We start from the raw sequence: 21,210 nt of genomic DNA on the forward strand, positions 1-21,210 counted from the left end.
GCCGAGCGCGAGCGCGCGCTGCCGGGGCCACCCTGTGAAGGGTTCCCCTTGACTCTCTCTTCTGTTTTCCCCTCCCCTCTCACCCCCTTCGGCTGGGACGAAGCGTGGGCGGCGGAGTTCACCCCGTACGCCGAGCAGGGCCTGGTGCCCGGCAGGGTCGTCCGGGTCGACCGCGGCCAGTGCGACGTCATGACGGCGGACGGCATCGTCCGGGCCGACACCGCCTTCGTCACCCCGCACGACCCGCTGCGGGTCATCTGCACGGGTGACTGGGCGGTCGTCGAGACGGCCGGCAACCCGCGGTACGTGAAGGCGTATCTGCCGCGCCGGACCGCCTTCGTACGGTCCACCTCCTCGCAGCGGTCCGAGGGGCAGATCCTCGCCGCCAACGTCGACCACGCGATCATCGCCGTCTCCCTGGCGGTGGAGCTGGACCTGGGGCGCATCGAGCGGTTCCTGGCCCTGGCGTGGGAGTCGGGAGCGCAGCCGCTCGTCGTCCTGACCAAGGCGGACCTCGTCCCGGACCCGGTGTCCCTCGGGCACCTGGTCCAGGACGTCGAGACCACCGCGCCGGGCGTCCAGGTGCTCACCGTCTCCTCCCTGACCGGGGAGGGCACGGAGGTGCTGGCCGCCGTCGTGGCGGGCGGCACGAGCGTGCTGCTCGGCATCTCGGGTGCGGGCAAGTCCACGCTGGCCAACGCGCTGCTCGGCGCGGACGTCATGGAGGTCCAGGAGACGCGCGACATCGACGGCAAGGGCCGCCACACGACCACGACGCGCAACCTCCTCGCCCTGCCGGGCGGAGGCGTCCTGATCGACACCCCCGGGCTGCGGGGCGTCGGGCTGTGGGACGCGCAGGCGGGCGTCGGGCAGGTCTTTTCGGAGATCGAGGAGTACGCCGGGTCCTGCCGGTTCCAGGACTGCGCGCACGAGGCGGAGCCGGGGTGTGCGGTGCTCTCCGCCGTGGACGCGGGGGCGCTGCCGCAGCGGCGGCTGGAGAGCTATCGCAAGCTGCTGCGGGAGAACCAGCGGATCGTCGCGAAAACGGACGCGAGGCTCCGCTCGGAGATCCGCCGCGACTGGCGCCTGAAGGCGGCGCAGGGCCGCGCGAACTTCGCGGCGAAGCGCGGCCGCGGCTGACCCCTGCCGGGCCCCCGCCGGGCCCCTGCCGGGGGCTCGGCGGTCCGGCTTCGGCCGCGCCGGGCCCGTGCCGGGGGCACGGTGGTCAGCCGGGGTCCGACCGCGCCGGGCCCGTGCCGGTGCTCGGCGTGCGCCGGGCTCCGGCCCGGGCCGCGGCTGCGCGCCGGGCGCGGGTCGGGTCGGGTCGGACTCCGGCCCGGCGACAACCAGCCTCGCCGGCGTTCGCGGCGCAGGTCCGGGCGGAGCCCGCGGGCTGGGCGGTAACCGCCCAGCCCGCGATGGAGGCGAGGGCCAGGGTCAGGGTTCGAGGCCCCACGTGAAGACCCGGGTCGGGTGGATGCGGATCACTTCCGGGCTGAAGTACGGGCCCAGCGCGTGCGGGCCGACCTCCAGCGTGGCACGTCCGCGGATCTCCACGCCGCGCACGCGCCACGGCCGGGTGCTCACCAGGTCGTCCACGACCAAAGACAGCCGCGGGTTGGCGACGAGGTTGCGCCACTTCTTCGTCGTGCCCATCGCCGACCCGCCCACCAGGATCGTCCCGTCGTCCTGCGGGAAGAACCCCACCGGGTTCGCCTGCGGCTGCCCGGCCGCGTCCACCGTCGCCAGCCGGCCCAGACGCTGCGACCGCAGGTACGCCAGCTCTGCCTCGCCGAAACCCTTGAACTCCGTCATGACGTACACCCTCGCAGCCGCCGCACCCCACCGCATCGGCCGCCGGCCCTAGGCCGCGGGCCTACGACCACACGACCACGCCCGCCCACGCCCCGACCACCAGCAGGCACGCGAACAACTCCACCAGCACGCTCGTGCCCACCGCCCGCATCACCGCGCGGACCGAGGACCACGCCTCGCCGTGGGTGCCGAGGCGCCGGCGTTCGCACAGGTAGATGCCGCCGACGAAGCCCGGCACGGCCCCCAGCACCGGTACCAGTACGAAGCCCAGGACCGCGCCCGCGCCCGCGTACGCCGTCATCCGGGGGGTGACCCCGACGCCGCGCAGCCGCCTCGGCGGGAGCTGCCACTGCACCACCTGGACCACCAGCAGCAGGGCCGTCGCCGACACCAGCAGGATCCACGCCGTCCCCGACCGTTCGTGCAGCGCCCACCACATCAGCCCCGCCCACACCAGCCAGGTCCCCGGCACGCCCGGGACCAGCACCCCGAGCACCCCGAGCAGCATCACCAGCCCCACCAGGAGCAGCTGAGGCAGATCCATCTGCTCAGCCTGCCCGACCAGGGGCTACCGGGCCACCCAGCCCCGTTCGTACGCGTGCCAGCCCAGCTGGAGCCGGGTCGTCACCCCGGACAGCTCCATCAGGCCCTTCACCCGCCGCTGCACGGTCCGCAGCCCCAGCTCCAGGTGCTTCGCGACGCTCGCGTCCGTCATCCCCGCCAGCAGCAGGGACAGGATCTCCAGGTCCGTGATGTCGGGCCCGCCGTCCCCCTCCTCCGCGTGGCCCGTGGCGCCCAGCCGCAGCGGCAGCGCCTCCCGCCACACCGCCTCGAACAGGCCCGTCAACGATTCCAGCAGCCCCGACGCGTGCACCACCAGCGCCGCCGGCTCCGCGCCCCGCACGGTCAGCGGCACCATCGCCAGCGTCCGGTCCGCGATCACCAGCTTCGTCGGCACCTGCCCCGCCACGCGGATGCGTTCGCCCCGGGCGAGCGCCGTGGACGCCTCCCGGATCCCGCTCGGCGTCGTCAGCACCTCCCGCTCGATGACCACCCGGTACTCGACGCCCCGTACGGCGGCCCGCTCCTCCGCCTCGTTGTCCGTGCCCGTGACCACCTGCGGCCGGCCGCTGACCAGCGCGCACACCTCCTCCACCGCGCCCAGCTGGAGCTGGTGGAAGCGGTGCGCCACCGCGCTCGCACCTGTCACGACCTCCACCAGGTCGTGCACCGCCGGCTCGGCCGCCTCCGCCCGGTACTCCTGCGCCAGCAGCGCCGCGGCCAGCTCCGCCTGCTCCAGCTCGTGCCGCTGCTGGGTCAGCAGCGCGCCCAGCGCCACTCCGGGCGGGGCCGCCACCCACCGGCCCGGCCGGGCCGAGGACTGCGCCGCGAGCCCGTGGCGCTCCAGGTGCCGCAGGGCCCGCTCCGTCTGCGGCACCGGCAGGGTCAGCCGATGGGCCAGGTCGGGCACCTCTGCCGCCCCCAGCGCCACCAGCGCGCGGTACGCCGACTCCTGGCCCTCGTCGAGGCCTATCGCACCCAGCATCCGTCCACCCCACCCTTTCGACCGTGCCTGGCGGGAAGCGGCCACGGCGCAAACCCGCCGCGGACATCATCGCCGCACCCCCCGCGTCTCTGCCAAGGTGACGCCACCGCAGCACCAACATCCGCTGGCCAGAAGCCATTTACGCGGCTCGTTTGCCGTGCAATGCAGTAGTTGGCCGGAATTCACCTGGGGAGAGCGATGCGCCCGATATCGCGTACGGCACTGGGAGCGGCCATCGCGGCCGTCCTGGCCGTCACCGCCGTCGGCCAGTCCACGGCACAGCCGAGCGACGGAGGGCCGGACAAGAGACCGCTCGTGGGCAGCGAGGCGGCCGGAAAGCAGCCCGCCGCGCCCGTCACGGTGACCCTGGTCACCGGTGACCGGATCGTGGTCTCCACCGACGCGGCCGGCCGCACCGCCGCCACGGCCATGCCCCGCGAGGACGGCTCGCAGCCGATCGTGCAGACCCGCCAGTCGGGCAAGGACCTCTACGTCTACCCGCAGGGCGCGGCCAAGGCCCTCGTCGCGGGCACGGTGGACGAGGAGCTCTTCAACGTCACCGGCCTGATCCGGCAGGGCTACGACGACGCGCACGCCAAGAAGCTCCCGCTCATCGCCGTCTACGACGGCTCCGTGAACCTCGTGCGCAGCGCCCCGCCCGTGCCCCGCGGCGCCGAGCGCTCCCTCGTCCTCGGCTCCATCGGCGGTGTCGCACTCGCCGCGGACAAGCAGCAGGCCGCCGACTTCTGGGCCGACGTCACCGGCGCCGCCGCGGACCCCCGCTCCCGCTCCGCCGCGCCCGGCGGGCTGAAGAAGCTGTGGCTGGACGGCAAGGTGCAGGCGAACCTGGAGCGTTCCACCAAGCAGGTGAACGCCACCGCCGCCTGGGCCGCCGGATACGACGGCAAGGGCACCAAGGTCGCCGTCCTCGACACCGGCACCGACCTGGAACACCCCGACCTCAAGGGCCGGGTCACCGAGTCGAAGAACTTCACCGACTCCGACACCGACGCCGACCGGCAGGGCCACGGCACCCACACCATCTCCACCGTCGGCGGCTCCGGCGCGGAGAGCGGCGGCGCCAAGAAGGGCGTCGCCCCCGGCGCCGAGCTGCTCAGCGGCAAGGTCCTCAACGACGGGGGCTACGGCCTGGACTCGTGGATCATCGCGGGCATGGAGTGGGCCGTCGCGTCCAAGGCCGACGTGGTCTCGATGAGCCTCGGCGACCCCTCCCAGACCGCCTGCGACGACCCGCTCGCCGCAGCCGCCGAGAAGCTGTCCCAGCAGGGCCCGCTGTTCGTCATCGCCGCCGGCAACTCCGGCCCCGGCAACAACACGGTCTCCTCGCCCGGTTGCGCCGCCAGCGTGCTGACGGTGGGCGCCGTGGACCGCGACGACACCACGGCCGTCTTCTCCAGCCGCGGCCCGGCCGGTCTCCAGCACACCCTCAAGCCCGAGATCGCGGCCCCCGGCGTCGGCATCTCCGCCGCCAACATGGGCGGCCGCGGGGTGTACGCGTACCAGTCCATGTCCGGCACCTCGATGGCCACCCCGCACGTCGCGGGCGCCGCCGCCATCGTCAAGCAGCGCCACCCCGACTGGACCGGGCAGCAGGTCAAGGCCGCCCTCGTCGGCGCGGCCAACACGGCCGTACCCGGCGACGTACGGGAGACCGGCGGCGGCCGCCTCGACGTCAAGGCCGCCGTCGACGCCACCGTCACCGGCGCCCCCGCCGTGCAGGGCGGCGCGTACAACTGGCCGCAGGACCGCAGCGACCGCCGGAGCGTGGAGGTCCCGTACACCAACACGGGCACCAAGGCCGTCACCCTGAGCCTCTCCGTCGAGAAGGTCACCGGCAACGACGGCTCGGCCGTCCGGAGCCAGGTCGCCCGCCTCGACAGGCGGACCGTCACCGTCCCGGCCGGCGCCACCGTCAAGGTGCCGCTCGCCCTCGACCCGACCGCCAAGCTGGCGCGCTCCCAGTACGGTGACGTCACCGGCCGCGTCGTCGCCACGGCGAACGGCGTGCACGTCTCCACCCCCTTCTCCCTCTACGTGGAGCCGCAGACGGTCACCCTGCGGGTCAAGCTCCTCGACCGCGCGGGCAAGCCGGCCGCCGGACCCTCGTCCCTGGACGTCATCGGCACCGACGACGCCAGCGGCGAGCGCCGCTTCAACGACGGCGCCGCGGACCAGGTCTACCGGGTGCGCCCGGGCTCCTACTTCCTCTCCGCCTTCGTCGGCACCCCGGACGCCGGCGACACCGCCGAGAACCCGATGTTCGACTCGCTCACCTACCTGGGCCGCCCGCAGGTGGAGGTGAAGAAGGACACCGTGGTCGTACTGGACGCCCGCGAGGCCGGGCGCCTGGGCATCGAGGGCGACAAGCCGCTGGAGGCCCGCAACACCACCCTCGGCTTCGCCCGCAGCTGGGACGACGTGTGGCTGCACGCCGGCACCGCCATGGGCGGCCGGACCGTCCGCGGCTACTACGCCTCGGTCGAAGGCCGCGCCAAGGAAGGACAGTTCGAGTTCGGCAGCTACTGGCGGGCGGCCGCGCCCCTGATCTCCGAGCTGAAGGCCGTCGGCGGTCCGGTCCTGCACCCGATCACCGCGAGCACCGGCAGCGACAACCTCGACGGGGCCGGCACCGCGCCGCTGGCCGACGCGGGCACGGGCACCCCCGAGGAACTGGCCGCGGCCGGCGCCAAGGGCGCGATCGTGCTGGTCAAGGCCAAGGACGGGGCGCTCTACGAGGTGGCCCGCGACGCGCGGGCCGCCGGGGCCAAGGCGGTCCTCGCCTACCGCGAGACCCCGGGCCGCTGGGTCGCCTCCACCGGCTTCGGGGGCAACCTGCCCACGCTGGCCATCGAGTCCGCCGAGGGCAAGGCCCTGCTGGCCAGGCTGGCGGCGGGCAAGGTCGCGCTGTCCTGGAAGGGTGCGGCGAAGAGCCCGTACGTCTACTCCCTCGCCTTCCCCGAGACGCGGGAGGTGCAGGGCAATCACACGTACAAGGTGCGCGACCGCGACCTGGGGCAGGTGGAAGCCACCTACAACTCCATGGGCGTGGCAGCCGACTTCATCGACATCGCCGGCGCGTACCGGCCCATCGGCAGCGCCGTCTACTTCGGCGGCTTCGAGACCGTCGCGGCCCCCGGCAAGCGGACCGAGTACTACACCGCCGGGGACACGGCCTGGGACCAGATCCTCTCCAGCAGCTTCCCCTGGGGCGAGTTCATGACCGGGGAGCAGCACACCTACGCCAAGGGCGCCAAGTCCGCGGCCAGTTGGTACGACGGCGTGACCGGGCCGGTCGCCCCGCGCGACAGCGCGGGCAAGGAGACCCTGGCCGCCGAGCGGCAGGGCAGCCTGATCGGCTTCGCCCCCGCCATGTGGGGCGACTCCGGCCACTACGCGCAGCCCGGCTCCTTCGGTGACATCGGCGGGCTCCAGCTCAAGCGCGACGGCGAGGTCATCGGCGACAGCTGGTACCCGTTCGGGGTCTTCGAGGTCCCGGCCGAGCAGGGCCGCTACGAACTGACCCAGTCCATCGAGAAGATCGGGCCGCCGTCGCGCACCTGGCAGCGCTCCACCGCCGTCCAGACGACCTGGGGCTTCACCTCGAAGCTCGACGCCTCGGCGTACTCCCAGGGCTTGGCGATCCTCTTCCCGAGGTACGCGGCCCCGCTGGACGGCATGAAGACGGTGGCGGCGGCCGACGGGCAGACCATCGGCCTGAGCGTCACCGGGCACGCGGGCTACGCGCCCGGCGCGCTGAAGTCCGCGAAGCTGTCGTACTCGTACGACGGTGAGAACTGGACCGAGGCCGGGGTGAGCGAGCGCGGCGGCAAGTGGACCGCGACCGTGAACCACGCCGGCGCCTCCGGAAAGCCGGTCACGCTCAAGGTGGAGCTGACCGACACCAACGGCGCTTCCGTCACCCAGACGGTAGCGCGGGCGTACGACATCCGTTAGGTCGTACGACTGAAGCGGGAAGGGTCCACCGGACGGCGGTCCGGTGGGCCCTTTTCGTGCATTCCGCGTTTTCCGCCCCCTTCGAAGGCCGACAATGGGGGGCATGAGTCAGCAGGGCGCGGACGACTGGTGGCAGAAGCTCTACGAGGACCCGGACCCGGGGGCGGAACCCGACCCCGGGGACGGGGCCGGGGCCGGGGACACCCTGGACCACCGCTTCCGCTCGGCGGCGGTCCTGGTGACGGACCTGCCGCCCGGACCGGTGGGGCAGCCGGGCCACGTCCCGGCGCCGGACGCCGCCGTGCCCGGAGACCGGCCCCCGCCGGGGGCGGTGGTACCGGCACCCCGGCGGGAGCCCGTCCCGCCGCCCCCGGTGCCGCCACCGGCCCCGCCCCTGGGGACGGCGCCGCCCGGCGACGGCGTGGCGTTGCCGCCGCCGCGGGATCCGCGGGAGGGCGGGCCGACCTGGTACGCCCTGGGGGACGTCGCGGTACCGCCCGCGCCCCCCGCGCCGGCCCGGCCCGAAGCCGGGCCCGCGGACTCGCCCGACCCCCGTGACCGGCCCGAGGTGCGGCACCTGGGCGACCGCGCGCCCACCTACGCCGCCGAGCCCGGGGCCCTGCCCGCCGCCGACCCGGCTGCGCTCGACGCGCTGACCCCCGACACCGTCCTGGAGGGGGCCCGCTACGGGAGCTACACCCTGCGCGCCGCCTCCCTGCGCGGGGACTCCGCCCGCTTCCGGGGCGAGGCCCGTCGGGACTTCCTGCTCACGGCCCGCTTCGGCAGCGGCCCGGACGCCCTCGTCCTGGTCGCCCTCGCCGGCGGCGACCGCGTCGCCCCCGGGGCCGCGGCGGCCGCCGCCGAGGTGTGCCGCACGGTCGCCGCCGCCGTCGGCCGCAGCCAGGAGCGGCTCGCCGAGGACATCCGGGCCGGGCGGCGCGACGCCCTGCGCTCAGGACTCCAGCGGCTCACCGACCGGGGCTACGGGCGGCTGCGGGCCCGCGCCGCCGAGCTGGGCCTGGAGGAGGCGGCGTACACCGCGGGGCTGCGCGGGCTGCTGCTCCCGGTGGATCCGCAGTGCCGGACCCGGGTCGCCTTCGGCGCCGGCGCGGGCGGGCTGTTCCGGCTGCGCGAAGGGCGCTGGCAGGACCTGGAGCCGGCCGGCCCGGACGAGACCGCCGCCCACCCCGGCAAGGACGCCACCGGCGCGGACGGCGGGCTCCCGTTCCTCTTCCGGGCCTCCGTGGCCCGCCCCGGCGACACCGTGCTGCTCTGCTCGGGCGGCCTCGCGGACCCCATGCGCGAGGAGGGCCTGCTCGCCGCCGAGCTCGCCGCACGCTGGTCGGAGGGGGACCCGCCCGGCCTCGCGGCCTTCCTCGCGGACACCCAGCTCCGGCTCAAGGGATACGCCGACGACCGTACGGCCGCCGCGGTCTGGGAGGCGTAACCGCCCGGAACATGCGTGGATGGAAGGCGCACACGGCAGAGCCGAACCGGAAAGGGCGCCCCCTCCATGGCCAAGCAGAACGTGGCGGAGCAGTTCGTCGACATCCTCGTGCGCGCGGGCGTGCGGCGGATGTACGGAGTCGTCGGGGACAGCCTGAACCCGATCGTCGACGCCATCCGCCGGACGGGTGACATCGAGTGGATCCAGGTCCGGCACGAGGAGACGGCCGCCTTCGCGGCCGGCGCCGAGGCCCAGATCACTGGCAGGCTCGCCGCCTGCGCGGGCTCCTGCGGCCCCGGCAACCTCCACCTCATCAACGGCCTGTACGACGCCCAGCGCTCGATGGCCCCGGTCCTCGCGCTCGCCTCGCACATCCCCTCCAGCGAGATCGGCCTCGGCTACTTCCAGGAGACCCACCCCGACCAGCTGTTCCGCGAGTGCAGCCACTACAGCGAGCTGATCTCCAACCCGCAGCAGATGCCCCGGCTGCTGCAGAGCGCCGTACAGCACGCCATCGGCCGCAGCGGCGTCAGCGTGGTCGCGCTGCCGGGCGACATCGCCTCGCAGCCGGCCCCGGAGAAGGCGGTCGAGCACGCGCTGGTGACCGCGCGGCCGACGGTGCGGCCCGGCGAGGGCGAGATCGAGAAGCTGGTCCGGCTGATCGACGACGCGGACAAGGTCACGCTGTTCTGCGGCAGCGGCACCGCCGGCGCGCACGCCGAGGTGATGGAGTTCGCCGGCCGGGTCAAGGCCCCGGTCGGGCACGCCCTGCGCGGCAAGGAGTGGATCCAGTACGACAATCCGTACGACGTCGGCATGAGCGGACTGCTGGGCTACGGCGCGGCCTACGAGGCCACCCACGAGTGCGACCTGCTGATCCTGCTCGGCACGGACTTCCCGTACAACGCCTTCCTCCCCGACGACGTGAAGATCGTGCAGGTGGACATCCGCCCCGAGCACCTGGGCCGCCGCTCCAAGCTGGACCTCGCCGTCTGGGGAGACGTACGGGAAACCCTGCGCGCCCTGAACACCCGGGTGAAGGCCAAGACCGACCGGCGCTTCCTCGACCGGATGCTGAAGAAGCACGCGGACGCGCTGGAGGGGGTGGTGAAGGCGTACACGCGCAAGGTGGAGAAGCACACGCCGATCCATCCCGAGTACGTGGCCTCGGTGCTCGACGAACTGGCCGACGAGGACGCCGTGTTCACCGTCGACACGGGCATGTGCAACGTCTGGGCCGCGCGCTATCTTTCCCCGAACGGCAAGCGGCGCATCATCGGCTCCTTCAGTCACGGCTCCATGGCCAACGCCCTCCCGCAGGCCATCGGGGCACAGTTCACCGATCGCGGACGTCAAGTGGTGTCGATGTCGGGCGACGGTGGTTTCTCCATGCTGATGGGAGATTTCCTCACCCTGGTGCAGTACGACCTGCCCGTCAAAGTGGTCCTCTTCAACAACTCATCCCTCGGAATGGTCGAGTTGGAGATGTTGGTTTCCGGCCTGCCCTCGTACGGAACGACGAACACGAATCCCGACTTCGCGGCGATCGCCCGCGCGGCGGGGGCGTACGGGGTCCGCGTGGAGAAGCCCAAGCAGCTCACGGGGGCTTTGAAGGACGCGTTCAAGCACAAGGGGCCGGCCCTGGTGGACGTGGTGACGGACCCCAACGCCCTGTCCATTCCGCCGAGGATCAGTGCCGAGATGGTGACCGGTTTCGCACTGTCCGCCAGCAAGATCGTGCTGGACGGCGGGGTGGGCCGGATGCTCCAGATGGCTCGATCCAACCTCCGCAACGTACCGCGCCCGTGAGCCCGCAGGAGTGCGGATTCCCCCGGCGGGCATGCATCCCGTAGGCCTGTTCGAGAGCAATGCACACGGGAGGTACATCGCCGTGCGGGTGGGGGCGAAGAGCGGGAAGCTGTGGAGAAGGGGGCGGCCGGTGCCGCGCGAACCGTCCGAGAGGGACGGCGGAGCGGTGGACGCGCGGGAGATCTCCCGCAGCGTACGCCGGGCCGACCTGAAGGCGGTGGGCGAAGTGCGCCGGGCCTTACGGGAGTTGATGCGACATCGCTGCCAGGCCGACACCGCCGAGGTGGCCGAGCTGCTCATCACCGAACTCGTCACCAACGCCCTCGTGCACACCGACCAGGGCGCGGAGGTGTCCGCGAGCCTCGCCGCCACCCGGCTGAGGGTGGAGGTCCGGGACTACGCCGCCCGCCGCCCGCGGCCGCACGTACCGTCCGCCGACGACGGTACGCACGGCCGGGGGCTGGTGCTGGTGCAGGCGCTCGCCGACGCGTGGGGCGTGGACGCGCTCGCGCTCGGCAGCGGCAAGGTGGTGTGGTTCGAGCTGGACGGCGCATGCGAAGCGGGGCCCGCCTGAGTGGACAGGCGGGCCCCGCGGGGCCTTGTGGAGCGGCCGGGTGTTCAGCCGAACTGCTGCTCCAGGTCTTTGAGTTTGCGCTCCAGCGAGTCGAGCCGGGGGAGCGTCTGGGTGTCGTCCTCGGCGGTGAGGTCCACCGTCCGGGGACCGGCCGCCTCAGCGGGTTCGGTTGCGTTCACGGCCTGCAGGGAGGGCCGGCGTCGAAGGGGCAGCTGTCCCGTTTCCGCTATGGCCGGCTCCGCGCCGACCGGCGCGGAGCCCGCTGCGGGGGCCAGCCCCGGCACGTCGACCTGACGGGCCCGGCCCACGCGGCCGAACGCCCGGTTCTGCCGCCCCAGCGCCTTGATGTGCGCGCGGTCCAGGCGGTGCTGCTCGCGCCTGCGGTGGCGGTCCTGCTCCTTCTCCTTCTTGTCCTCGCGCACCTCGTCCACGGCCTCGTCGAGGGTGCGCACCCCCTCCAGCAGCATGAGCGACCACGCCTCGAAGGTCTCCCGCGGCGCCCGCATCCAGCGGACCATCCGGATCTGCGGCAACGGCCGCGGGATCAGGCCCTGTTCGCGCAGCGCCGCCCGGCGGGTCTGCTTGAGGGCGCGGTCGAAGAGCACGGCCGCCGAGAGCGACATGCCGGAGAAGAACTGCGGGGCCCCGTCGTGTCCCGCGCCGCGCGGCGCGTGCACCCAGTTGAACCACGCGGCCGCGCCCGCGAAGAGCCAGACCAGCATGCGCGAGCCGAGGGCGGCGTCACCGTGGCTGGCCTCGCGGACGGCGAGCACCGAGCAGAACATGGCGGCGCCGTCGAGCCCGAAGGGGACGAGGTACTCCCAGCCCCCGGAGAGGTTGAGGTTTTGCCGTCCGAAGCCGACCAGTCCGTGGAAGGAGAGCGCGGCGGCGACCGCCGCGCAGCAGAACAGCAGCACGTACGAGGCAGTCCCGTAGACGGCCTCCTTGCGCCGCCGCCGCTCCTCGCTGCGCTCCCAGCTGTCCTCGGCCGCGGCGGCCTTCTCGCCTTCGCGCTTGCCCCGGGCCAGCACTGCCACTGCCGCAAGTACGCCCAGGATCAGCAGGCTGCCGGGCAGCAGCCAGTCCAGCGATATGTCGGTCAGTCTCATGCGGATGTCCCTTGCCTCGCGTATGCGGCCTTCCGGGCGCCATAGTGGCGCAGCCGGTCGGCCCCGCATGCGGGTTTCGGGGCAAGTGGACGCCATCGGGGGGCGGGGCCCGCCGGATAGGGTGTTGTGATTCGAACCCCCGCTCGCATGGAGTGAGTTGGGTTCGAATACGGTCAGTCTTACGGGTGGGTTCAGCCCGCGGCGGCCGTGAGACGGGAGATCCGGTCCGCGTCACACGTGCGCGGGCAGGTGACACAGGTGTCCTCGGGGCGGACCGTGTAGAAGAGGCAGCAGGCGGCCCGGTCCCGGGTGGGGAGCTCGCGGCCGCCCGGGCCCGGCAGCGTACGGAAGCCCGCGCCGCCGGTGTACGGGGCCGTGGAGCCGGGGAGCAGCAGCTCCAACTCCCGCATGGCGCGGGCCTCCTCGTCGCCGCCGAGCAGGTGGCCCACGTACCAGAGGCCCTCAACGACCTCGTCGGTCACCATGCCCCACAGCGCGCGGTGCCTGCGGCGCATGCGCGGGCCGAAGCCTTCCAGTACGGGGGTGAGGTGCTCGGCCACCGCGGCCCGGACCTCGGCGCGCAGCGCCTCCTCGTCGGGTACGACCCGGGCCCCCGGGAGGGTGGCCGCGGGGTCGTCCGGCAGGCAGGCGAAGGTGTCGGGGCGGACCGCCATCCGGCCGTGGGCGCGGTGGAAGGCGACGCCGGCGGCCGGCAGCCGGGGCACGCGCCGCGACAGGAACCACGGAACGGTGATCAGCAGGCAGGCTGGCCAGGCGTACCGGTGCAGCCCGAAGCCCGCGACCACGTCCGGGCGGGGCCGGCGGCCGTGGTCCCGCAGGATCTGGGCCTCGTCCCGGGCGAGGAAGGCGTCCAGGGCCGGACCGCCCGCCGCGAGCTCGTCCGCGCCGACCCACCCCGCGCCGCGGGGGGAGGGCTCGTGCGGGGAGAGTTCGTCGACGCGCAGGCCGCCGTACGCCTGAGTCAGGCGCGCGTAGGCGTCGGCCAGGGCGGGCGGGGCGGCCAGGACGGGCATGGGGGACCACCGATCGAGCGATCGTTAACAGGTTAGGCTTACCTTACCCGATCTCGATCAGGCCGTATCCTCGGAACAGGTCGAGACCTGTTGGAGGACCGAGTGCACGACACGGCCCGAGCCCGGGTACCGGCACAGACGAGGAAAGTGGTGCGCCATTCGGTGCGCGGGCAGGTGCTCGACGCCCTGCGCGCGGCGCTGCTCGACGGCGGCCTGGCGCCGGGCGAGGTCTACTCGGGCCCGGCCCTGGGGGAGCGGTTCGGGGTCTCCGCGACCCCTGTGCGCGAGGCGATGCAGCAGCTGGCGCTGGAAGGGGCGGTGGAGTGCCTCCCGAACCGTGGCTTCCGGGTGCTGGCCCGCACCCCGCGGGAGCGGGCGGAGCTGGCCGAGGTACGGGCGTTGCTCGAGGTCCCGGTGATGCTGCGGCTGGCGCGTACGGCCCCGCCGGAGACCTGGTCGGACCTGCGACCGGCGGCCGAGGCGACCGCCGAGGCGGCGGCGACGGGGGACGCGGCGGGGTATGCCGATGCGGACCGGGCCTTTCACCGGGCGGTGCTGGGGCTGGCGGGCAACGAGCAGCTCGTCCGGGTGTCGGAGGACCTCCACCGGCGGGCCCAATGGCCCCTGCCGGGCGCTCCGCGGGTGCGGCGGGCGGAACTCGTCGCCGACGCGGCGGAGCACGCGGCGCTGCTGGAAGCCCTCGTCGCGGGCGACCTCGCGGCGGTCGAGTCCCTCGTCCGCGCCCACTTCCGGGGCGCCCCCGCCTGAGAGCCGGCCCGCCTCAAAACCCGGGGCTCCGCCCCGGACCCCGCGCCTCAAACGCCGGCGAGGCTGGATCTGCCGCGGCCACCTGCCCGCCGCGGCTGCTCAGATCTCAGCCTCGCCGGCGTTTGAGGCGCGGGCGCGGAGCGCCGTGCAGGTACGGCCGAAGAACGCCGCGCCGCAGGCGAGTGGGCGGCTACGCCGCCGGGGACGGGGCCAGTTGGTCGGCCAGCCAGGTGGGGATGCCTCCCAGGAGGTGGAACAGGCGGCGGGCCTCCGCGCGCAGACGGGCCGCCTCCGGCTCCGGCTCGGCCTCGGCCAGCGCGGCCAGCGCGGGGGCGGTGCCGACCAGGAAGCCGAGGTCCTCCCGGATGCGGAGGGACTCCGCGAAGCCCTTGCGCGCCTCCGCCACCTCGCCGTCCCGCAGGGCCAGCGCGGCCAGGTGCCGCCAGGTGAAGGACAGCAGCAGGGTGTCGCCGTGCGCCGCCGCCCCCGCGTGCGCCCGCCGGTACGCGGGCAGCGCCGACTGCGGGGCGTCCGCGATGTGCTCCGCGACGAGCCCCCGCCGGAAGTCCAGCAGCGGCCTGGTCCGCGACCCGGGCGACAGCAGCGCCGCGGCCCGGCCCAGCGCCGAGCGGGCCTCGTCGGCCCGGTCCCGTACGCCGAGCACGGTCGCGGCGTACGCCAGCTGGCCCCGCTCGCACGCGGCCGCGCCCCGCTCGTCGTCGCTCCCCGCCGCCGCTTCCGCGACCCGCAGCGCGTCCTCCGCCTCGGCCCAGCCCTGGCCGGTGAACAGGCACCGCTCCACCAGCAGCGCGGTGCGCTGGACCGCGGCGCCCGCGTCGCCGGCCCTGCCGACGTGTGGCGTCAGCAGAGCCGCCGCGTCGGTCCAACAGCCGCGCGAGCGCAGCCGCCATATCGCCCGCTGGAGGGGGTCGTCTCCCCCCGTAGTTCCGGCACCGGACATGGCGGTATCCGCCACATTGCCCTCCCCAAAGCAACCAAGCAGCACGTCGTCGAGCCCTGGGGCGAAATGAGAGCACGGATCGACGGCTCCGGCCAAGGGGTCGGGTGAACTCTTTCACAAAGTCCGGACGGATCATCAGCCGCCCCTGCCCGGCCCCCCTCCGCGCAGGAACGGGATCTTCTCAGCTCATCCGCAGTGCCAGGAAGAAGTCGAGCTTGTCCTCCAGCCGGGACAGGTCCCGCCCCGTCAACTGCTCGATTCGCCCGACCCGGTAGCGCAGCGTGTTGACGTGCAGGTGCAGTCGCGTCGCACAGCGGGTCCACGACCCGTCACAGTCCAAGAACGCCTCCAGCGTCGGGATCAGCTCCGCCCGGTGGCGGCGGTCGTAGTCCCGCAGCGGGTCCAGCAGCCGGGCCGTGAACGCGCGGCGCACGTCGTCCGGCACGAACGGCAGCAGCAGGACGTGCGAGGCCAGCTCGTGGTGCCCGGCCGCGCAGACCCGGCCGGGACGGGCCGCGGCGACCCGGCGGGCGTGCCGGGCCTCCTCCAGCGCCCCGCGCAGCCCCTCGGCGGAGTGCACCGCCGCGCTGACGCCCAGGGTGAGCCGGCCGTCGTCGGCCAGGCCGGCCTGCAGGGGCTCCCGTACGGACGCGAGCAGCTCGTCGGCGTGCAGCGCCGAGTCCGGGCCCTTGTCCTCGCCGGTGTCCCCGGACAGGGAGGGCAGCGGTACGAGGGCGATGGCCTCGTCACCCGCATGGGCTACCGCGATCCGGTCGGACGGCTCCGGCCCCGAGACGGACGGGTCGACCAGGATCTCCTCCAGCAGCGACTGGGCCACCGGGCCGCCGGGGATGTCCCCGCCGTCCCAGTCCACCCGGGCCACGACGACCTGCCAGTGCGGGGCGGCGCCCAGCCCGGGCAGCAGCACCGGGGCGGCCACCCGCAGGCGGGCGGCGATGTCGGCGGGCGGGGCGCCCGTCTGGACCAGCTCCAGCACCTCTTGGGCCAGGCGGCGGCGCACGGTACGGGCCGCGTCGCGCCGGTCCCGCTCGACGGCGATCAGCTGGGTGACGCCTTGGAGCAGGTCCAGGCGCTCGGCCGGCCAGTCGCCGGCGTCGGCCTCCACGGCCAGCAGCCAGTCCGACAGCACGCTCTCGCGCACGTCTCGGGGGACCGCGCCGCCCGCGCCTGCGCGGCCGTGTCCCCTGATCGGGAAGAGGGAGTAGGTAATACCCTGGATGGAGATCCTGTGCGGCCCCCTGCGGCCCGTCCGGACCGCCGCGAGGTGCTCACTGGCCAAGGCCGCGCACACGCCGGGCGCCAGCGGTTCGCCCGCTCCGGCGATCTGGCGGCCCGTGGGGGACAGCACCCAGGCCCGCAGATCGAGGTCCGTGGTGAGCAGATCCAGCACCACATCGGGTCCGCCACCGGCCGGACCGGAGGTCATCAAGCGGCGATGGCGGTCGACGACGGCCGCGAGATCACCGGCGCGCTCGCCGGAAACCTGCCGCACCACATACTCGGTGATCGTGGCGAATGCAACGTCTTCGTTCACGGCGAACAACGGCAGACGGTTGCGCCGACAGGCTGATACCAGATCGTCCGGGATGGCACCCAGCTCCGCCTCGCCGGCCGCCAGGCCCGCGACGCCCGCGCCCGCGAGGATTCGTACGAACGGCTCGGAGTCGGCTGAATTCCGACGCCAAGCCAGGCCAGTGAGGACGAGTTCGCCCCCGGAGAGGTATCGGCTGGGATCCCTCAGGTCGGTCGTCATGACCCCGCGGACCGTCCGGTCGAGTTCTTCCTCGCCGCCCAGCAGCCGCAGCCCCAGCGCCTCGGTTTCCAGCAGTGCGCGCAGCCGCATGATGTCGCCGCCGATCTGTCTCGAATGTTGCCGTTGGAAATCGGGCAGGTCGTTGCATCCTGCCTTTCATACGAATCTACAAGACGAGGGAGGTCGCCAGCCAACTCCTTCATGGTTTCGGTGACTGCACCCGAGGGACGCAGGGCTTGTGTACTGGCTCCACACCGCGTTAACAGCACGTGAACGACCAGTCGAGGGCCCAGAGGCCTCCTGGCTTGAAGTGAACGACCCGATTGAGAAGAAGAGAGCCACACATGGACTTCCTTCGCCCCGCCAGCTGGGAGGAGGCGCTCGCCGCTAAGGCCGAGTTCCCCACAGCTGTGCCGATTGCGGGTGGCACCGATGTGATGGTCGAGATCAACTTCGACCACCGTCGGCCGGAGTACCTTCTGGACCTGAACCGCATCGGTCTGCTGCGGGAGTGGGAGGTCGGCGAGGACGTGGTCCGTCTGGGCGCCTCCGTCCCGTACACGCAGATCATGGAAAACCTCCGGACGGAGCTGCCCGGTCTCGCGCTCGCCTCGCACACGGTCGCGTCTCCGCAGATCCGTAACCGCGGCGGCGTCGGCGGCAACCTCGGTTGCGCCTCGCCGGCCGGTGACTCCCACCCCGCGCTCCTCGCGGCGGGTGCCGAGGTCGAGGTGGAGTCCGTACGGGGCTCTCGCCTGATCCCGATCGACGAGTTCTACACCGGCGTCAAGCGCAACGCGCTGGCCGCCGACGAGCTCATCAAGACCGTCCACATCAAGAAGGCGGACGGCCCCCAGCAGTACTCCAAGGTCGGCTCCCGCAACGCGATGGTCATCGCGGTCTGCGCGTTCGGCCTGGCGCTGCACCCCGAGACCCGCACGGTCCGTACCGGCATCGGTTCGGCCGCGCCGACCCCGATCCGGGCGAAGGCCGCCGAGGAGTTCCTCGACGCCGCGCTCGAAGAGGGCGGCTTCTGGGAGTCCGGCAAGGTCATCACCCCGTCGATCGCCAAGCAGTTCGGTGACCTCGCCTCCGGCGCGGCCAACCCGATCGACGACGTCCGCGGCACGGCGAAGTACCGCCGCCACGCGGTCGGCATCATGGCTCGCCGCCAGCTCGTCTGGACGTGGGAGCAGTACCGCGGTTCGAACAACGGCCGCTCGCTCGAAGGGGCTGCGTAATCATGCGCGTCAATTTCACTGTCAACGGTCGCCAGCAGGAAGCCGACGACGTGTGGGAGGGCGAGTCCCTCCTCTACGTCCTGCGCGAGCGCCTGGGCCTGCCGGGTTCGAAGAACGCCTGCGAGCAGGGCGAGTGCGGTTCCTGCACCGTCCGCCTCGACGGCGTGCCGGTCTGTTCCTGTCTGGTCGCGGCCGGTCAGGTCGAGGGTCGCGACGTCGTGACCGTCGAGGGCCTGGCGGAGTTCGCCAAGCAGCGCGAGGAGCACGGCCACGGTGGTGGCTGTGGCACCGGCGGCGGCTGCGGCAGCAAGGGCGGCGTCTCCCTGGACGCGGCCAAGCAGTGGAGGGCGCACGGGCCCGACGGCGAGCTCCGCTCGCGGGCAGCCGACTCCCAGACCGGCGAGGGCGTGGAGCTCTCCAACATCCAGCAGGCGTTCATCGACGCCGGCGCGGTGCAGTGCGGTTTCTGCACCCCGGGTCTGCTGGTCCAGGCCGACGCGCTGCTGGAGGAGAACTCCTCCCCGTCCGACCAGGACATCCGTGAGGCCCTGTCCGGCAACCTCTGCCGCTGCACGGGCTACGAGAAGATCCTCGACGCGGTCCGCCTCGCGGCCGCCCGTCAGTCTGAGGCGGTCTGACCATGGCCCAGAACACGCGCACGGTTCCGGCGGGTACGCCGACCAACGTCACGCAGAAGCACAACAAGGGCGGCATCGGCGAGTCCACGCTCCGCCCGGACGGCACCCTCAAGGTCACCGGCGAGTTCGCGTACTCCTCGGACATGTGGCACGAGGACATGCTGTGGGGCCAGACCCTGCGCAGCACCGTCGCCCACGCCGAGATCGTCTCCATCGACATCTCCGAGGCCCTGGCGATGCCGGGCGTCTACTCGGTGCTGACGTACGACGACCTGCCGGCCGAGATGAAGAACTACGGCCTGGAGATCCAGGACACCCCGGTCCTCGCCCACGGCCGGGTACGCCACCACGGTGAGCCGGTCGCCCTCGTGGCCGCCGACCACCCGGAGACCGCCCGCCGCGCGGCCGCCAAGATCAAGATCGACTACCGTGAGCTGCCGCTCGTCACGGACGAGGCCTCCGCCCTCGCCGAGGGCGCGCCGCTGATCCACGAGGGCCGCGACGACCACCACATCGGTCACGTCCCGCACCCGAACATCGTGCACCGCCAGCCGATCATCCGCGGCAACGTGGAAGAGGCCCGCAAGCGCGCCGATGTCATCGTCGAGGGCGAGTACACCTTCGGCATGCAGGACCAGGCCTTCCTCGGCCCGGAGTCCGGCCTCGCCGTGCCGTCCGAGGACGGCGGCGTCGAGCTGTACGTCGCCACCCAGTGGCTGCACTCGGACCTCAAGCAGATCGCCCCCGTCCTCGGTCTCCCCGAGGAGAAGGTGCGCATGACGCTCTCGGGCGTCGGCGGTGCCTTCGGTGGTCGCGAGGACATCTCGATGCAGATCCACGCCTGCCTCCTGGCCCTGGCCACGGGCAAGCCGGTGAAGATCGTCTACAACCGGTTCGAGTCCTTCTTCGGCCACGTGCACCGTCACCCGGCGAAGCTCTACTACGAGCACGGCGCCACCAAGGACGGCAAGCTCACGCACATGAAGTGCAAGATCGTCCTGGACGGCGGCGCGTACGCGTCCGCTTCCCCGGCGGTCGTGGGCAACGCCTCCTCCCTCTCGGTGGGTCCGTACGTCCTCGAGGACGTCGACATCGAGGCGATCGCGCTCTACACGAACAACCCGCCCTGTGGCGCGATGCGCGGCTTCGGCGCCGTCCAGGCCTGCTTCGCGTACGAGGCCCAGATGGACAAGCTCGCGGCGAAGCTGGGCATGGACCCGGTCGAGTTCCGCCAGCTCAACGCCATGGAGATGGGCACGGTCATGCCCACCGGCCAGGTCGTGGACGCCCCGGCGCCCGTCGCCGAGCTGCTGCGCCGGGTCAAGTCCCGCCCGCTGCCGCCGGAGCGCCAGTGGGAGACCGCCGGCGAGAACGCGGACGTCCGCGCGCTGCCCGGCGGCCTGTCCAACACCACCCACGGCGAGGGCGTCGTCCGCGGCGTCGGCTACGCGGTCGGCATCAAGAACGTCGGCTTCTCCGAGGGCTTCGACGACTACTCGACCGCCCGCGTGCGCCTCGAGGTCATCAACGGCGAGCCCGTCGCGATGGTCCACACGGCCATGGCGGAGGTCGGCCAGGGCGGCATCACCGTCCACGCGCAGATCGCCCGTACCGAGCTGGGTGTCACGCAGGTGACCATCCACCCGGCCGACACCCAGGTCGGCTCCGCCGGTTCCACGTCCGCCTCGCGGCAGACGTACATGACCGGTGGCGCGGTGAAGAACACCTGTGAGGCCGTCCGCGAGGCCGTCCTGGAGATCGGGCGCCGCAAGAACGGCTCGTACCACCCGGCGTGGGCGACGGCCGAGCTGCTGCTCGAAGGCGGCAAGGTCGTCACCGACGGCGGCGAGGTCCTCGCGGACCTGGCCGAGCTGCTGGAGGGCGAGGACGCGATCGACCTCGAGCTCGAGTACCGTCACCACCCGACCGTCCCCTTCGACCTGGTCACCGGCCAGGGCAACGGCCACGTCCAGTACACCTTCGCCGCGCACCGCGCGGTCGTCGAGGTGGACACCGAGCTGGGCCTCGTCAAGGTCGTCGAGCTGGCGACCGCCCAGGACGTCGGCAAGGCGCTGAACATGCTCTCCGTGGTCGGCCAGATCCAGGGTGGAACCACCCAGGGCCTGGGCGTCGCGATCATGGAGGAGATCATCGTGGACCCGAAGACCGCGAAGGTGCGCAACCCCTCCTTCACGGACTACCTGATCCCGACCATCCTCGACACCCCGACCATCCCGGTCGACGTCCTGGAGCTCGCCGACCCGAAGGCGCCGTACGGCCTTCGCGGCATGGGCGAGGCCCCGACCCTCTCGTCCACCCCGGCCGTCCTCGCGGCGATCCGAGCGGCGACCGGTCTGGAACTCAACAAGACCCCGATCCGTCCGGAAGCCCTCACCGGCACCCTCTAGGACGGCACGGTGGGGGGGGGGGGGGGGGGCCCCGGCCCCCCCCCCCCCCCCCCCCGGGGGGGGGGGGGGGCGGGGGCGCGGACACCCCCCCCCCCCCCGCGCCCGCGCGGG

At 73.2% G+C, this 21,210-nt stretch carries 16 protein-coding genes; 9 read left to right on the forward strand and 7 right to left on the reverse strand.

Translation table 11 applies throughout. The features are described from left to right. Positions 1–48 precede the first annotated feature (48 nt). Positions 49–1,140, forward strand: a complete 1,092-nt coding sequence (gene rsgA, locus ACFWBF_RS25090; protein WP_385605802.1) for a ribosome small subunit-dependent GTPase A — start codon at positions 49–51, stop codon at positions 1,138–1,140. Positions 1,141–1,437: 297 nt separating this feature from the next. On the opposite strand, the gene ACFWBF_RS25095 is transcribed toward rsgA, so the two are convergent. The 3 genes from ACFWBF_RS25095 to ACFWBF_RS25105 all read right to left on the reverse strand — a co-directional run bounded on the left by ACFWBF_RS25095 (position 1,438) and on the right by ACFWBF_RS25105 (position 3,361). Beyond that, positions 1,438–1,815: a PPOX class F420-dependent oxidoreductase gene (locus ACFWBF_RS25095; protein WP_385605804.1), complete on the reverse strand. Its 378-nt coding sequence runs from the start codon at positions 1,813–1,815 to the stop codon at positions 1,438–1,440. 61 nt (positions 1,816–1,876) lie between these two features. Then, on the reverse strand, positions 1,877–2,359 hold the full coding sequence (locus ACFWBF_RS25100; RefSeq protein ID WP_385605805.1) for a DUF456 domain-containing protein: 483 nt from the start codon (positions 2,357–2,359) through the stop codon (positions 1,877–1,879). A 24-nt stretch (positions 2,360–2,383) separates the two neighbouring features. Continuing rightward, complete coding sequence (locus tag ACFWBF_RS25105; protein WP_385605807.1) at positions 2,384–3,361, reverse strand: helix-turn-helix domain-containing protein; 978 nt, start codon at positions 3,359–3,361, stop codon at positions 2,384–2,386. Positions 3,362–3,559: 198 nt separating this feature from the next. Between ACFWBF_RS25105 and ACFWBF_RS25110 the strand changes: the two genes are divergently transcribed. From ACFWBF_RS25110 to ACFWBF_RS25125, 4 genes are all read left to right on the forward strand, one after another. After that, positions 3,560–7,336 carry a S8 family serine peptidase gene (locus ACFWBF_RS25110; RefSeq protein ID WP_385605809.1) on the forward strand — a complete coding sequence of 1,259 codons (3,777 nt, stop codon included), beginning with the start codon at positions 3,560–3,562 and terminating at the stop codon, positions 7,334–7,336. A gap of 103 nt (positions 7,337–7,439) precedes the next feature. After that, entirely contained in the window at positions 7,440–8,783 is a 1,344-nt protein-coding gene (locus ACFWBF_RS25115; protein WP_385605810.1) for a protein phosphatase 2C domain-containing protein, read from the forward strand. A 66-nt stretch (positions 8,784–8,849) separates the two neighbouring features. Next, a complete protein-coding gene (locus ACFWBF_RS25120) occupies positions 8,850–10,592 on the forward strand; it encodes a pyruvate dehydrogenase (RefSeq protein ID WP_385605812.1) in 1,743 nt (580 codons plus the stop codon). Between the two features lie 130 nt (positions 10,593–10,722). After that, the gene (locus ACFWBF_RS25125; RefSeq protein ID WP_385605813.1) at positions 10,723–11,166 is read left to right on the forward strand and encodes an ATP-binding protein; all 444 of its coding nucleotides are present in this window, start codon (positions 10,723–10,725) and stop codon (positions 11,164–11,166) included. A gap of 44 nt (positions 11,167–11,210) precedes the next feature. Here ACFWBF_RS25125 and ACFWBF_RS25130 read toward each other — a convergent pair whose 3' ends face one another. Continuing rightward, on the reverse strand, positions 11,211–12,275 hold the full coding sequence (locus ACFWBF_RS25130) for a DUF2637 domain-containing protein (protein ID WP_385605815.1): 1,065 nt from the start codon (positions 12,273–12,275) through the stop codon (positions 11,211–11,213). Between the two features lie 191 nt (positions 12,276–12,466). Beyond that, positions 12,467–13,309 carry a (2Fe-2S)-binding protein gene (locus ACFWBF_RS25135; RefSeq protein WP_385605817.1) on the reverse strand — a complete coding sequence of 281 codons (843 nt, stop codon included), beginning with the start codon at positions 13,307–13,309 and terminating at the stop codon, positions 12,467–12,469. A gap of 87 nt (positions 13,310–13,396) precedes the next feature. On the opposite strand from ACFWBF_RS25135, the gene ACFWBF_RS25140 reads away from it, so the two are divergent. Next, entirely contained in the window at positions 13,397–14,077 is a 681-nt protein-coding gene (locus ACFWBF_RS25140) for a GntR family transcriptional regulator (RefSeq protein WP_385605842.1), read from the forward strand. A gap of 190 nt (positions 14,078–14,267) precedes the next feature. Here ACFWBF_RS25140 and ACFWBF_RS25145 read toward each other — a convergent pair whose 3' ends face one another. Further along, the gene (locus ACFWBF_RS25145) at positions 14,268–15,038 is read right to left on the reverse strand and encodes a hypothetical protein (RefSeq protein ID WP_385605844.1); all 771 of its coding nucleotides are present in this window, start codon (positions 15,036–15,038) and stop codon (positions 14,268–14,270) included. Positions 15,039–15,219: 181 nt separating this feature from the next. Next, on the reverse strand, positions 15,220–16,902 hold the full coding sequence (locus ACFWBF_RS25150) for a PucR family transcriptional regulator (protein ID WP_385605819.1): 1,683 nt from the start codon (positions 16,900–16,902) through the stop codon (positions 15,220–15,222). 254 nt (positions 16,903–17,156) lie between these two features. Between ACFWBF_RS25150 and ACFWBF_RS25155 the strand changes: the two genes are divergently transcribed. From ACFWBF_RS25155 to pucD, 3 genes are read left to right on the forward strand one after another with little or no spacing between them, the layout of a single operon-like run. Further along, positions 17,157–18,053 carry an FAD binding domain-containing protein gene (locus ACFWBF_RS25155; RefSeq protein ID WP_385605821.1) on the forward strand — a complete coding sequence of 299 codons (897 nt, stop codon included), beginning with the start codon at positions 17,157–17,159 and terminating at the stop codon, positions 18,051–18,053. Positions 18,054–18,055: 2 nt separating this feature from the next. Next, entirely contained in the window at positions 18,056–18,691 is a 636-nt protein-coding gene (locus ACFWBF_RS25160) for a (2Fe-2S)-binding protein (RefSeq protein WP_385605822.1), read from the forward strand. A 2-nt stretch (positions 18,692–18,693) separates the two neighbouring features. Then, positions 18,694–21,099 carry a xanthine dehydrogenase subunit D gene (pucD, locus tag ACFWBF_RS25165; RefSeq protein WP_385226454.1) on the forward strand — a complete coding sequence of 802 codons (2,406 nt, stop codon included), beginning with the start codon at positions 18,694–18,696 and terminating at the stop codon, positions 21,097–21,099. Positions 21,100–21,210 lie beyond the last annotated feature (111 nt).

This window comes from Streptomyces sp. NPDC060028 (assembly GCF_042736725.1).
Classification (GTDB): Bacteria; Actinomycetota; Actinomycetes; order Streptomycetales; family Streptomycetaceae; genus Streptomyces.